The 13,788-nt window shown below is 70.1% G+C and carries 13 protein-coding genes, 2 tRNA genes and 1 pseudogene; 12 read left to right on the top strand and 4 right to left on the bottom strand.

The features are described from left to right. Positions 1-37 precede the first annotated feature (37 nt). From gnd to ACIQMJ_RS05170, 9 genes and pseudogenes are all read left to right on the top strand, one after another. On the top strand, positions 38-952 hold the full coding sequence (gene gnd / locus ACIQMJ_RS05210; protein ID WP_499759706.1) for a phosphogluconate dehydrogenase (NAD(+)-dependent, decarboxylating): 915 nt from the start codon (positions 38-40) through the stop codon (positions 950-952). Positions 953-956: 4 nt separating this feature from the next. Further along, complete coding sequence (gene recF / locus ACIQMJ_RS05205) at positions 957-2,090, top strand: DNA replication/repair protein RecF (RefSeq protein WP_499759705.1); 1,134 nt, start codon at positions 957-959, stop codon at positions 2,088-2,090. A gap of 118 nt (positions 2,091-2,208) precedes the next feature. Then, positions 2,209-2,709 (top strand): DciA family protein, encoded by a 501-nt coding sequence (locus tag ACIQMJ_RS05200; RefSeq protein ID WP_499759704.1) that lies wholly within the window; start codon positions 2,209-2,211, stop codon positions 2,707-2,709. A gap of 236 nt (positions 2,710-2,945) precedes the next feature. Beyond that, complete coding sequence (gene gyrB / locus ACIQMJ_RS05195) at positions 2,946-4,916, top strand: DNA topoisomerase (ATP-hydrolyzing) subunit B (protein WP_499759703.1); 1,971 nt, start codon at positions 2,946-2,948, stop codon at positions 4,914-4,916. A gap of 33 nt (positions 4,917-4,949) precedes the next feature. After that, positions 4,950-7,538, top strand: a complete 2,589-nt coding sequence (gene gyrA / locus ACIQMJ_RS05190; protein WP_499759702.1) for a DNA gyrase subunit A — start codon at positions 4,950-4,952, stop codon at positions 7,536-7,538. Positions 7,539-7,565: 27 nt separating this feature from the next. Further along, entirely contained in the window at positions 7,566-8,420 is an 855-nt protein-coding gene (locus tag ACIQMJ_RS05185) for a DUF3566 domain-containing protein (RefSeq protein WP_499759701.1), read from the top strand. Between the two features lie 63 nt (positions 8,421-8,483). Continuing rightward, positions 8,484-8,557: transfer RNA gene (locus ACIQMJ_RS05180), tRNA-Ile, on the top strand. A 35-nt stretch (positions 8,558-8,592) separates the two neighbouring features. Further along, positions 8,593-8,709: pseudogene (locus ACIQMJ_RS05175) on the top strand (DLW-39 family protein); the annotation flags it as partial. 38 nt (positions 8,710-8,747) lie between these two features. After that, positions 8,748-8,820: transfer RNA gene (locus ACIQMJ_RS05170), tRNA-Ala, on the top strand. A gap of 284 nt (positions 8,821-9,104) precedes the next feature. Here the strand turns inward: ACIQMJ_RS05170 and ACIQMJ_RS05165 are convergent. After that, a complete protein-coding gene (locus tag ACIQMJ_RS05165; RefSeq protein WP_499759700.1) occupies positions 9,105-9,521 on the bottom strand; it encodes a DoxX family protein in 417 nt (138 codons plus the stop codon). A gap of 127 nt (positions 9,522-9,648) precedes the next feature. Here ACIQMJ_RS05165 and ACIQMJ_RS05160 point away from each other — a divergent pair, with 127 nt between their 5' ends. Continuing rightward, complete coding sequence (locus ACIQMJ_RS05160; protein ID WP_499759699.1) at positions 9,649-10,203, top strand: DUF2020 domain-containing protein; 555 nt, start codon at positions 9,649-9,651, stop codon at positions 10,201-10,203. Between the two features lie 57 nt (positions 10,204-10,260). On the opposite strand, the gene ACIQMJ_RS05155 is transcribed toward ACIQMJ_RS05160, so the two are convergent. Continuing rightward, a complete protein-coding gene (locus ACIQMJ_RS05155; protein WP_499759698.1) occupies positions 10,261-10,869 on the bottom strand; it encodes a hypothetical protein in 609 nt (202 codons plus the stop codon). 96 nt (positions 10,870-10,965) lie between these two features. On the opposite strand from ACIQMJ_RS05155, the gene ACIQMJ_RS05150 reads away from it, so the two are divergent. Both ACIQMJ_RS05150 and ACIQMJ_RS05145 read left to right on the top strand, forming a co-directional pair. After that, a complete protein-coding gene (locus tag ACIQMJ_RS05150) occupies positions 10,966-11,514 on the top strand; it encodes a peptidylprolyl isomerase (RefSeq protein ID WP_499759697.1) in 549 nt (182 codons plus the stop codon). After that, the gene (locus tag ACIQMJ_RS05145) at positions 11,515-12,399 is read left to right on the top strand and encodes a rhomboid family intramembrane serine protease (protein WP_499759696.1); all 885 of its coding nucleotides are present in this window, start codon (positions 11,515-11,517) and stop codon (positions 12,397-12,399) included. It begins immediately after the preceding gene. 133 nt (positions 12,400-12,532) lie between these two features. Here the strand turns inward: ACIQMJ_RS05145 and ACIQMJ_RS05140 are convergent, their stop codons facing one another. Then, on the bottom strand, positions 12,533-12,946 hold the full coding sequence (locus tag ACIQMJ_RS05140; protein WP_499759695.1) for a PH domain-containing protein: 414 nt from the start codon (positions 12,944-12,946) through the stop codon (positions 12,533-12,535). Positions 12,947-13,162: 216 nt separating this feature from the next. Beyond that, positions 13,163-13,429 (bottom strand): cell division protein CrgA, encoded by a 267-nt coding sequence (crgA, locus tag ACIQMJ_RS05135; protein WP_053714567.1) that lies wholly within the window; start codon positions 13,427-13,429, stop codon positions 13,163-13,165. Positions 13,430-13,788 lie beyond the last annotated feature (359 nt).

Here is a 13,788-nt window from a genome sequence, read left to right as displayed (position 1 = left end):
CAACGCCATCCACAGACGCTAGGGAAGAGGAACGACCGTGCAGCTCGGACTCGTCGGCCTCGGCAAGATGGGCTTCAACATGCGCGAGCGGATCCGCCGCGCGGGGCACGAGGTGGTCGGCTACGACCGCAACCCCGAAGTCTCCGACGCCGACTCGCTCGCCGACATGGTCGGCAAGCTCGCCGCACCGCGCCTGGTGTGGGTCATGGTGCCCGCCGGTGACATCACCCGGCAGACGATCGCCGAGCTCGGCGACCTGCTGGAGCCCGGCGACCTGGTGATCGACGGCGGCAACTCCCGCTTCACCGACGACGAGGTCAACGCCAAGGCGTTGGGCGACAAGGGCGTCGGCTACGTCGACGCGGGTGTGTCCGGTGGCGTGTGGGGCCTGGAGAACGGCTACGGCCTGATGGTCGGCGGCGACGCCGAGCACGTCGAGCGGGCCATGCCGATCTTCGACGCGCTGCGCCCGGAGGGTCCGCGCGAGGAGGGCTTCGCGCACGCGGGCTCCGTCGGCGCGGGCCACTTCGCCAAGATGGTCCACAACGGCATCGAGTACGGCCTGATGCAGGCTTACGCCGAGGGCTTCGAGCTGCTGGAGGCGTCGAAGCTGGTGCGGGACGTGCCCGGCACGATCAAGGCGTGGCAGCGCGGCACCGTGGTCCGCTCGTGGCTGCTCGACCTGCTGGTCCGCGCGCTGGAGTCCGACCCCGAGCTGGACGACCTGCGCGGTCACGTCGAGGACTCCGGCGAGGGCCGGTGGACCGTCGAGGAGGCCATCAAGCACGCGGTGCCCGCGCCGGTGATCTCCGCCGCGCTGTTCGCCCGGTTCGCCTCGCGCCAGGAGGACTCGCCCGCGATGCGCGCGGTCGCGGCGCTGCGCAACCAGTTCGGCGGCCACGCCGTGCAGACCGCCGGCCCCTCGTCCGGTTCCGGCACGACCCAGAGCTGACGAGTTGTACGTCCGGCACCTGCAAGTCACCGACTTCAGGTCGTGGGAGCACGCGGACCTGGCGTTCGAGCCGGGGGTGAGCGTGCTGGTCGGGCGCAACGGCCAGGGCAAGACGAACCTGGTCGAGGCGCTGGGGTACGTGGCCACCCTCGGTTCGCACCGGGTGGCCACGGACGCACCGCTGATCCGGCACGGCGCGCCGCGCGCGGTGGTCCGGGCGGCGGTGGTCAACGAGGGGCGCGAGCTGCTGGTCGAGCTGGAGATCACGGCGGGCAAGGCGAACCGGGCGCGGATCAACCGCGGCCCGGTGCCGCGCCCGCGCGACGTGCTCGGCATCCTGCGCACCGTGCTGTTCGCGCCGGAGGACCTGGCGCTGGTGCGCGGCGACCCCGGTGAGCGCCGCCGGTTCCTGGACGAGCTGCTGACGACGCGCGCGCCGCGGTACGCGGGGGTGCGCAGCGACTACGAACGCGTGCTCAAGCAGCGCGGCGCGTTGCTCAAGAGCGTGCGCGCGGCGCGCAACGCCGACATCAGCACGCTCGACGTGTGGGACGGGCACCTGGCCCGGCACGGCGCGGAGCTGCTGGCCGCGCGGCTGGACCTGGTCGCGGACATCGCGCCGCACGTGGCCGCGGCGTACGCGGAGGTGGCGCCGGAGTCGCGGCCCGCGCGGATCGCGTACCGGTCGAGCCTGGGGGAGGCGTTCCCCGAGCTGGTCGCCCCCGGTGGCCGGCACGACCGGGACGTGCTGGAGGACGCGCTGCTCGCCGAGCTGCACCGGGTGCGGTCGCAGGAGGTCGAACGGGGCGTGTGCCTGGTGGGGCCGCACCGCGACGACCTCGACCTGGCGCTGGGCGACCTGCCCGCGAAGGGCTACGCCAGTCACGGTGAGTCATGGTCCTTCGCGCTGGCCCTGCGGCTCGGCGGGTACGAGCTGCTGCGTGTCGAGGGGGCCGAACCGGTGCTCGTGCTGGACGATGTGTTCGCCGAACTGGACCGCGGCAGGCGTCGCCAGTTGGCGAAGGTGGCCGCCGGCGCGGAGCAGGTGCTGATCACGGCGGCGGTCGCGGAGGACGTGCCCGAGGAGCTGGACGGGCTGCGGTTCGACGTTCGCCACGGGGAGGTGCACCGTGTCTGAGGAGTTGCCCCATACGGGTGTGACGGCCCGCACATCTGGGGACAACCCTGTGGATGGTGTGGATAACTCACCGCCCGAATCGGACATATCCACAGTCGGGGGCACACCAGAGGGTGGTTTGCGGGGATCGGACCTCGCCCGTGCCGCCTTGGAGGCCGCCCGCGCGTCCGCCAAGGAGCGCGGTGCGCGGGGTGCGCGCAAGGGTGTCGCGGGCGCGACCGGCCGCCGGCGGCGACGTCGCTGGTCGGGGCCCGGCCCGGACGACCGCGACCCGCAGCCGCTCGGCCGGATCGCGTCCCGCATCGCCGCCGACCGCGGCTGGGCGGAGCGGTTGGCGGGCGGCCAGGTGTTCGCCCGGTGGCCGAAGCTGGTCGGCGAGGACGTGGCCGAGCACGCGCAGCCGGTAGCGCTGAGTGACGGCGAGCTGACCGTCCAGGCCGACTCCACGGCGTGGGCCACGCAGCTGCGGCTGCTCCAGCGCGACCTCCTCAAGCGCATCGCCGCGGGCGTCGGCGACGGCGTGGTGAAGAAGCTGAAGGTGCAGGGACCGGCGGCCCCCAGTTGGCGGTACGGCCCCAGGCACGTTCCCGGCCGCGGACCACGTGACACCTACGGGTGACCGACGTCAGGGCCGCAGCGGCGATCCTGTGGCGCGGTGAGCGCCCACCAGTCGATTTTGACCCCGCGAGCGGCGGTCGGCACCCATCTGCGTTCACTTCGGGCCGCCTGTGAGCGAACCAGGGGTGTCCTAAGTGGGTTTCTGTCGGTCCGCCCCGGTAGAATCGTGGGGTAGCGCAACCCAGCGTCGCCCGGCGACGGTCCCAGTCGCGTGAAGTCCGAGGAGACACCAGGCCCGTGGCAGTCAAGAAGAATGAGTACAACGCGTCCTCGATCACCGTCCTGGAGGGCCTGGAAGCGGTCCGCAAGCGCCCCGGCATGTACATCGGGTCCACCGGCGAGCGCGGTCTGCACCACCTGATCTGGGAGGTCGTGGACAACTCGGTCGACGAGGCGATGGCGGGCTACGCCACGGTCGTGGACGTGACGCTGCTGGCCAACGGTGGCGTCCGGGTCATCGACGACGGCCGCGGCATCCCGGTCGGCATGCACCCCGTCGAGAAGAAGCCGACGCTGGAGGTGGTGCTCACCAAGCTCCACGCGGGCGGCAAGTTCGACAGCGACTCCTACGCGGTGTCCGGCGGTCTGCACGGCGTCGGCATCTCCGTGGTGAACGCGCTGTCCAGCGCGGTCGACGTCGAGGTCAGGACCGACGGTTTCACGTGGAACCAGCGGTTCGAGGCCACCAAGCCCGCGCACGAGCTGCGCAAGGGCGAGCCGACGGACGTCACCGGCACCTCGATCACCTTCTGGGCGGACCCGGAGATCTTCGAGACCACCGAGTACAACATCGAGACGATCTCCCGCCGCCTTCAGGAGATGGCGTTCCTCAACAAGGGCCTCACGATCATCCTGCGCGACGAGCGCGTGCAGGCGGGTGACGAGGAGGCCGACGCCGAGGGGCACGTGGCGGCCGTGCGCGAGCGCACGTTCCACTACCCCGGCGGCCTGGAGGACTTCGTCCGCCACATCAACCACACGCGCGAGGCCGTGCACCAGAAGGTCGTCTCGTTCGAGGCCAAGGGCGAGGACCTCGAGGTCGAGGTGGCGATGCAGTGGAACACCGGCTACACGCCGTCGGTCTACACGTTCGCCAACACGATCAACACCCACGAGGGCGGCACGCACGAGGAGGGCTTCCGCGCCGCGCTGACCCGCGTGGTCAACGAGTACGCGCGCGACAAGAAGCTGCTCAAGGAGAAGGACTCGAACCTCACCGGCGACGACATCCGCGAGGGCTTGGCCGCGATCGTGTCGGTCAAGCTCAAGGAGCCGCAGTTCGAGGGCCAGACCAAGACCAAGCTGGGCAACAGCGAGGCCAAGTCGTTCGTGCAGAAGTCGACCAACGAGCACCTGGCCGACTGGTTCGAGCGCCACCCGAACGAGGCCAAGACGATCGTCACCAAGGCTGTGTCGTCGGCGCAGGCCCGCATCGCCGCCCGCAAGGCCCGCGAGCTGGTGCGCCGCAAGGGCGCGCTGGACATCGGCGGCCTCCCGGGCAAGCTCAAGGACTGCCGCTCCACCAACCCGGAGGAGTGCGAGATCTACGTCGTGGAGGGCGACTCCGCGGGCGGTTCGGCCAAGGAGGGCCGGGACTCGATGTTCCAGGCGATCCTGCCGATCCGCGGCAAGATCATCAACGTGGAGAAGGCGCGCATCGACCGCGTGCTGAAGAACAACGAGGTCCAGGCCCTCATCACGGCGTTCGGCACGGGCATCCACGAGGACTTCGACATCTCGAAGCTGCGCTACCACAAGATCGTGCTGATGGCCGACGCCGACGTGGACGGCCAGCACATCCGCACGCTGCTGCTGACCCTGCTGTTCCGCTTCATGCGGCCGCTGATCGAGCACGGCCACGTGTACCTGGCGAACCCGCCGCTGTACAAGATCAAGTGGCAGCGCGCCGAGCCGGAGTACGCCTACTCCGACCGCGAGCGCGACGGCATCATCCAGGCCGGTCTCGCCGCGGGCAAGAAGATCGGCAAGGACGACAACATCCAGCGCTACAAGGGCCTCGGTGAGATGAACTCCTCCGAGCTGTGGGAGACGACGATGGACCCGGCCAACCGGGTGCTGACGCAGGTGACCATGGACGACGCCGCGACGGCCGACGAGCTGTTCAGCGTGCTCATGGGCGAGGACGTGGAAGCCCGCCGCGCGTTCATCACCCGCAACGCCAAGGGCGTGCGGTTCCTCGACGTCTGATCCTCCCCGGCCCCTGTTGAAGGAAGTAGAACCTTGAGCGAGACGACGCTGCCCCCCGCCGGTGGAGACCGCACCGAGCCGCGCGACATCCAGCAGGAGATGCAGAACTCGTACATCGACTACGCCATGAGCGTGATCGTGGGACGAGCGCTGCCCGACGTGCGCGACGGACTGAAGCCGGTGCACGTCCGCGTGCTGTACTCGATGTTCGACTCGGGCTTCCGCCCGGACCGCAGCTACAACAAGTGCGCCCGCGTGGTCGGCGACGTGATGGGCAACTACCACCCGCACGGCGACTCGGCGATCTACGACGCGCTGGTCCGCCTCGCCCAGCCGTGGGCGCTGCGCTACCCGCTGATCGACGGCCAGGGCAACTTCGGCTCCCAGGGCAACGACCCGGCCGCGGCCATGCGCTACACCGAGTGCCGGCTCACGCCGCTGGCCATGCACATGCTGGCCGACATCGAGGAAGACACGGTCGACTTCCGCGACAACTACGACGGCCGGATCCAGGAGCCGACGGTCCTGCCGTCGCGCGTGCCGAACCTGCTCATCAACGGCAGCTCGGGCATCGCGGTCGGCATGGCGACCAACATCCCGCCGCACAACCTGCGCGAGGTCGCGGACGGCGTGGTGTGGGCGCTGGACAACCCCGACGCCTCCGACGAGGAGACGCTGGAGGCCATGATCCAGCGGATCAAGGGCCCCGACTTCCCGACCTACGGCCAGATCCTGGGCACGGCGGGCATCGAGGACGCCTACCGCACCGGCCGCGGCTCGGTGAAGATGCGCGCGGTCGTCGAGATCGACGAGGACGCCAAGGGCCGCGTGATCCTGGTCGTCACCGAGCTGCCCTACCAGGTCAACCCGGACAACCTGGTGGAGAACATCGCCACCCTGGTCCGCGACCAGAAGCTCACCGGCATCGCGAACATCGCCGACGAGTCCAACCGCCGCTCGGGCATGCGCATCGTGATCACGCTCAAGCGCGACGCGGTGGCCAAGGTCGTGCTGAACAACCTCTACAAGCACACCCAGCTGCAGTACTCGTTCGGCGTGAACATGCTGTCGCTGGTCGACGGCGTGCCGCGCACGTTGCGCCTGGACCAGATGATCCGGCACTACGTGAAGCACCAGGTCGAGGTCATCGTCCGGCGCACCCGCTTCCGGCTGCGCAAGGCCGAGGAGCGCGCCCACGTCCTGCGCGGCCTGGTCAAGGCGCTCGACCAGCTCGACGCGGTGATCGCGCTGATCCGCCGGTCGGACACGCCCGAGGTGGCGCGCACCGGCCTGATGGAGCTGCTCGACGTCGACGAGATCCAGGCCAACGCGATCCTGGAGATGCAGTTGCGCCGCCTGGCCGCCCTGGAGCGGCAGAAGATCGTCGACCAGTTGGCCGAGATCGAGCTGGAGATCGCGGACTACAAGGACATCCTCGCCAAGCCGGAGCGGCAGCGCGCGATCGTGCGCGAGGAGCTGCTGGCGATCGTGGAGAAGCACGGCGACGACCGGCGGACCCGGATCGTGCCGTTCGACGGCGACGTGTCGATGGAAGACCTGATCGCGGTCGAGGACGTCGTCGTCACGATCACCCGGACGGGTTACGCGAAGCGCACCAAGACCGACCTGTACCGCTCGCAGAAGCGCGGCGGCAAGGGCGTGCAGGGCGCCCAGCTCAAGCAGGACGACATCGTCCAGCACTTCTTCGTGTGCTCCACGCACGACTGGATCCTGTTCTTCACGAACAAGGGCCGGGTGTACCGGGCGAAGGCTTACGAGCTGCCCGAGGCCAACCGCAACGCGCGCGGCCAGCACGTGGCGAACCTCCTGGCGTTCCAGCCGGAGGAGGAGATCGCCCAGGTCATCCAGATCAAGAACTACGACGTGGCGCCGTACCTGGTGCTGGCCACCAAGAAGGGCCTGGTCAAGAAGTCGAAGCTGTCCGACTTCGACTCGAACCGGTCCGGCGGCCTGATCGGCATCAACCTGCGCGACGACGACGAGCTGGTCGGCGCGGTGCTGTGCGCGGCGACCGACGACCTGCTGCTGGTGTCGGCCGACGGCCAGTCCATCCGGTTCCACGCCAGCGACGAGGCGCTGCGCCCGATGGGCCGGGCCACGTCCGGTGTGCTCGGCATGCGGTTCAACACCGGCGACGAGCTGCTGTCGGTGGGCGTCGTCCAAGAGGGTCTGTTTGTTTTGGTCGCCACCGATGGCGGGTACGCCAAGCGCACGCCGATCGAGGACTACCCCGTCCAGGGTCGCGGTGGCAAGGGTGTGCTCACCATCCAGCACGACCGCAGGCGTGGGAGGCTGGTCGGCGCGCTCATCGTCGACGTCGACGACGAGCTGTACGCGATCACCTCCTCGGGCGGGGTCATCAGGACCAGCGCCAAGGAGGTGCGCAAGGCAGGGCGGCAGACGAAGGGTGTCCGGTTGATGAACCTCGGCGAAGGGACCACCCTGATCGCGGTGGCACGCAACGCCGATGAGCCGGCGGACGTCACCAGTGGTGACGGCGATCCGGTCGTCGACGCCGACGGCAGTCCGACTGCCGACTCCGCCGACGTGAGTCCGATCGTCGGCTCCGCCGATGGCGACCAGGCCGAGCCTGCCAACTAGCGCGAACGAGAGGTTGAGGGACTGCTCGTGACTCCACCCGAGAAGCCAGAGGACAAGACCGCGGTGATCACCCGGCCCGGTGCCGAGCCGACACCGGCGGCCGGGGCCGACACCGGCGCCGACGAGCCTGCGGTCGACGCCTCGGGGGCGTCCGAGCAGCCCGGGACGCCCGCGGCCGGTGCCACGTCGGCCGACAGCAAGACCGAGAAGGTCGACCGGTCGGCCCTCGAGGACGACAGCCACCACGCCTCGGCGCCCCCGCCGTGGCAACGTGTGACGAGCGACACGCAGTACGGCGAGGCGCAGCAGGTCGGTCCGGCCGACCTGATGTCCCCGCCGGAGCAGCCGGCCGAGGCGGCGCAGCCCGCCTACCCGGCCAGCGACCCGGACACGGTGGCCGTGGCCAGGCCGGTGGTGGCGGGCTCGGCCGCGGCCGGCTCGGCCCGCACGCAGGTGAACCTGGGTGCCGCGAACGGCCGTCCGGCCGCGGCGGCTCCGACGGCCCGCCGTCCCGGGCGCGGGCCGCGTCGGGCGAGCCTCCAGGTGAAGCGGGTCGACCCGTGGTCGGTGCTCAAGCTGGCCCTGGTGCTCAGCGTGGCGCTGTTCTTCGTGTGGCTGGTGGCGGTCGGCGTGCTGTACGGCGTGCTGAACGGCATGGGCGTGTGGGACAAGATCAACAGCACCGCGAACGACCTGCTCCAGGGCAACGAGCCCAGCGGCGACCCGCTGATCAGCGCGGGCCGCGTGTTCGGCGTGGCGGCGATCGTGGGCGCGGTGAACATCGTGCTGTTCACCGCGCTGGCGACCGTGGCGTCGTTCGTCTACAACGTTTCCGCTGATCTTGCCGGGGGTCTGGAAGTGACCCTGTCCGAGCGGGAGTGATCTACGACCACCCGATTTGGGGCCGCGACGGGGGGTGCTGTAGTCTTGCCGTCGTTGCCCCGAGGGCCTATAGCTCAGACGGTTAGAGCGCTTCGCTGATAACGAAGAGGTCGGAGGTTCGAGTCCTCCTAGGCCCACCGGAAGTTCACAGGTGTTGCAGAGGGGAATCGCCGTGAAGAAGATCATCGCACTTGTCGCTGTCGCCGGTGCGGTTCTGTTCTTCGTCAAGCGCAGCCGCTCGGCCAAGGCTGACGCGGACCTGTGGCGCGAGGCCACTGCTCCCACCGACTGACCCGCGAGGGCGGTTCGCCTGCCGCCCCCGTGCACGGGGACGTAGCTCAATTGGCAGAGCACCGCCTTTGCAAGGCGGGGGTTAGGGGTTCGATTCCCCTCGTCTCCATCCTCTCGCTCCGGGCGAGGTGTGTTCGCGGACAACGCGAACCGCCTCGCCCGGAGTGCTTTGTGGGCTCGTGCCCCCGCCCGGGAGGCTCCGCCCCCGGACCTCCGTCGATCGGGTCGCGCCGTGGTCGGCCACCCGCGTCCCAGGGGCGCAATAGTTTCGGGTTTCGTGTTTTACTGGGGGAGCCCCGCCAGGACATCCGATGGCTGGGGTTCTCGCGGTAGGACGACAAGTGAGGGCCCGCACCCAATGCCGCTGGGTGCGGGCCCTCGGTTTGCCCACTGCTATGCGGTGACGAGCGCCTGCTCCTGCTTGCGGGAGGCGATCACCTTGTCGACGGCCCAAGCTCCCGGGCCGGTGAACGCCAACAGCAGGAACACCCACGCGTACACGGCGGCCAGCTCGCCCTTGTTCTGGATGGGCAGGAGCCCGGCGGGCTGGTGCACCACGAAGTACGCGTAGGCCATCGCACCGGACGAGATCAGCGCGGCGATCCGGGTGCCGAGGCCGATGACGATCAACGCGCCACCGACGAGCTCGATCAGACCGGCTGGGCCGGACGGCCAGTCGGTGATCGACACGGCACCCTTGGCGCCCAGCACGCCGAACAGCTTCTGCGCGCCGTGGCACATGAACAACACGCCGACGACGATCCGGAACACAGCGATGGCTTGCTCTCGGCCGCGGTCAAAGATGTTCATCTTGACTCAGTCCTCACATTGCAGGGGCGGCCGGCAGGGTGAGGACAACCGTAATGTGGTTTACCGTGGGTGCCTAGGTGGTCACCGTGTCGATTGGCTGTCGACCATCTGATTGACTGGCGCCCCTATGAACCGAGTGCTGCTCACCGCCCTGCCCTCCCTGCTGGTCCTCGGCGCGCTGGCCGCCTGCGCCACCGCCGAACCCTCCTCGGCGCCCACCGCCGGGACCACGACCAGCGCAGTGGCGAAGACGACCACGACCACGCCCGCCGGACCGCCTCCCGTGCCGGAGCCCAGCGCCGACGGGCAGTGCCCCTACCTGGCCTCTTCCGTCGTGCAGGAGGCGAACGGGCAGCTGGTGCGGAAGGTTCGGCTTTCCGCCGACCAGGCGCGACCGGCCTGCTTCTTCTACGCCAACGCCACGGACGTGCAGCTGTCCGTGTGGGTGTTCGAGGGTGAGCCCGCGACCGCGAAGGCGGTGGTCGACCGGGCCGCGCCCGTCGCCGACTCCAGCCCGGCGTCGGCGCCCGCCGGGTGGGCCGGGGGCTCGCTGACCACCGACACGGGCGCGGTCTACGCCGTGTCCAAGGGCGGCAGCGCGGTGGTCGTGACCAGCAACCAGAAGCAGACGATCAAGGCGCGTCGGATCGCCGAGACCGTGGTCGGCAACCTCGGCCTGTGAGCGGGCACGACTTCGCGCCCGTCCCGTGCCGGGGCGGGCGCGAAGTGGTTCCTGCGGTCAGCTGCGGCTGTGCTGGTCGGAGACCTGGCCGTTGCGGGCCGCGTGCGGGCGCACCGACTCGGCGGCAGCGCCGGTCGTGGTGGTGTCGGACGTGATGTCCACGTCCTCCTCCTCCAAGTGCACCTCCTGCGGCCGCTTGGTCAGCGCGAGGTACCCCGCCACCGCGGCGGCGGCGAACACGCCCAGGACCCACGGCCAACGACGGCGCTGGGGGTGCTTGGCCGCCGCCAGTTCCTTGCGTGCCTGCTTCGCGGCCTTGCGCACGTCCTTCGCGCGCACCTTGGCCTCCTTGCGCGCCCGCTCGGCGGCCTTGGCCACGTCCTTGCGGACGCCCTTGGCCCTCTTCGCGAGCTGCTTGCGACCGCGCCGGGTGGACTTCTCGTACGCCTCGGCCTTCTCCACCAGGGCACCCGCCTTGTCGGCGACCACACTGCGGACGTAGTCCTTGGTCACCCCTCGCTCGGCGAGCTTGCCCTCGGCGCGCTCGGCGAGTTGAACAGCCGCGTCCGCACCGACGTGACCAGCGCGGACGGCGCTGCGCCGAACTGCGCGCACCGCCTTGCCGACCGACTCCCCGGCCCGGGTCATGGCGTCTACCTCATCCATATCGCGCTCCAGAAGCTGTCGGTCAGTCACGTTCCAGGCAATACCCATCGTGCCCCTTCCCCAACCACCCCGCGCGGTGATGGCACGATGGGGTGCGTGGCAGACAGCAACGAATCGTTCGTCGGGACCAAGGTGACGGCGACCCTGCACACCTCGCAGGGCGACATCCGCATCAACCTCTTCCCCGACCACGCCCCCAAGACGGTGGCCAACTTCGTCGGCCTGGCCGAGGGCACGAAGAGCTACTCCGAGCCCAACGCGAAGGGCGAGCAGTCCGGTCCGTTCTACGACGGCGCGATCTTCCACCGGGTGATCGCGGGCTTCATGCTCCAGGGCGGTGACCCCACCGGCACCGGTCGCGGTGGTCCGGGCTACAAGTTCGGCGACGAGTTCCACCCGGAGCTGCAGTTCAACAAGCCGTACCTGCTGGCGATGGCGAACGCCGGGCCCAACACCAACGGCTCGCAGTTCTTCATCACGGTCGCGCCGACCACGTGGCTGAACTTCAAGCACACGATCTTCGGCGAGGTCGCGGACCAGGAGTCGCGCAACGTGGTCGACGCGATCGGTCGCACGGCGACCGGCGCGAACGACCGCCCGGTCACCGACGTGGTGATCGAGAAGGTCTCGGTCGAGCGGGCCTGAGTGGCCGACTCACCCGCCTTCCCGCCGCCCGGTGAGCCGGTCGGGGCGCAGCCAGACCTGCCGGTCTGCGTGCGCCACCCCGACCGGGCCACCGGGCTGCGGTGCGTCCGCTGCGAGCGGCCGTCGTGCCCGGAGTGCCTGCGCGAGGCGTCGGTCGGCTACCAGTGCGTCGACTGCGTGAACGTGGCCCGCGCCACCGTCCGCCGGCCGCGCACGTTCGTCGGCGCGGAGTTCTCCCAGCGCATGGTGGTCACGCCGGCGCTGATCGCGGTGAACGTGCTGCTGTTCGCGATCACCGCGGTCCAGGCGGGCAGCGCGTCGGCCAACCAGCGGTCGGCGCTGTTCGAGCACCTGGTCATGTACACGCCGGCGGTCGCCGCGAACGGCGAGTGGTGGCGGCTGCTGACGTCCGGGTTCCTGCACTTCGGGCCGCTGCACCTGGCGTTGAACATGATCGCGCTGTACGTGCTGGGCCGTGACCTGGAACCGGTGTTCGGCAAGCTGCGGTTCTCCGCGGTCTACGGGGTCTCGCTGCTCGGCGGCGGCATCGCGGTGTACCTGTTCGGCGGCGTGTTCACCGTGGTCGCCGGGGCGTCCGGCGCGGTGTACGGCCTGATGGGCGCGATGCTGGTGGCCGTGCTGCGGCTCAAGCTCAACCCGGGGCCCGCGCTGGGCGTGATCGGGTTGAACGTCGTGCTCAGCTTCACCCTGCCGGGCATCTCGCTGCTCGGGCACATCGGCGGCCTGGTGATCGGCGCGGCGCTGACCGCCGGGCTGGTCTACGCGCCCGCCGCGAAGCGGAACAACTGGCAGGCCGCGGCCGTCGCGGCGGCGGTCGTGCTGCTGGTGGTGCTCGCGGTCGTGCGGACCGGGCAGCTGGTCTGACGGCGCGGCTGGCCGTCCTGGGCGGCGTCGGCGCGTGGCCGACCGCCGGCCTCGTCCCGTTGCTTCGGGTGCGCGTGGTCGGGTCTTCGGGTCCCCGGTGCTGCCGGTGCACCCGCTGGACCGCGTGCCGGCGCTAGGGGCGCAGGGCGTGCAGGACGTCCGCCACGTCTCGCGGGTCCGTGCCCAGGTCGAGCGTGGTGAGCACGAACAGCTGCTCGTGGTCGCCGTGCCGCCAGTCGAGCTCCAGGGTGGGCGTCTCGCGGCCCAGCCGGCGGGTGCGGGCCAGGCGCACCTTCACCTCGTGCCACGGCAGCCGGTGCGCCCCGTTCAGGGTGCGCACGGTGAGCCCTGAGTCGTCCACCAGCAGCCTGGGGCGCACAAAAGTGCCGTGAGCGCCGAGCCCGATCTGGATCAGCGTGGCGAGGCCCAGGAAGACCCGGCTCATCGGATCCGGGCTGATGATCGTGACCAGCAGGAACACGACGGCCAGCCCCCAGGCGAGGCCGACCATGCCGGGCTGGGGCGACCAGGTGCGCGGTGGGTTCACGCCTTCGAGTCTGCCGCACTTGTGGACAACTGGGGCCTCCGACCGGCGCTTGTGCAATTGGGCGCAAAGTTGTCCACAGGAGTTGTCCCCATTGGGGATGACTTACACCTGTGTGCTTCGGTGACCGCGAGGTGAACCGGGTGAACTACCGGGTAACGCGCAACGACCCGGACGTGGTGCACGTCCGGGTCGTCGGCCACTTGGCGTAGCGCGTGGTCAGCGCCATTTCATGGTCATCAGCAAGCCGACGATCATCAGGGCGAATCCGATGCCGAAGTTCCAGGACCCGAGGTCCATCATCACCGGGACCTTCTCGCCCGCGATGTAGTTGACCACCAGCCACGCCAGCCCCAACAGCATCATGCCGAGCATCACGGCGACGTAGACGGGGTGCGACGGCCCCGCTGCCTTGACCTTCACCGGGGTGCGGCGATCGGCAGGCGCCGTGTAGACGGCCTTCTTGCGGACCTTGGACTTAGGCATGCTGTCCTCGCCTGACGGGTGGATAGGTCTCCAGTGGCGCGAGTTCACGTCCACTGCTGGATGAACACGTTAACGTAACCGAGCAGGTCCCTGAAGCACCGTGTAGTTCTGGAACGTTCGGCTTGGGAGGTTTTCCGGTGAGCTACGACCCGCCCCCGCCGCAAGGCGGCCCGCCGGGCCGACCGCCGCGACCCAGGCCCCAGCAGCCCCCCGCCACCGGCGAACCACCGCTGCCCGGTCACCGCACGACCACGCCTCCGGGCGGTTTCTCCAGGCCACCGACCCCTCCGGCCGGTGTCGACCGCCCCGCCGCCCCGAACCGCCCGCTCACCCCGCCCGGGGGCTTCGACCGCCCGCCG

This window comes from Actinosynnema sp. NPDC091369, from assembly GCF_044757065.1.
In the GTDB taxonomy this organism is placed as follows: domain Bacteria; phylum Actinomycetota; class Actinomycetes; order Mycobacteriales; family Pseudonocardiaceae; genus Actinosynnema.
Note: the sequence above shows the minus strand (reverse complement) of the source record. Positions and strands in the feature narration are given on the sequence as shown.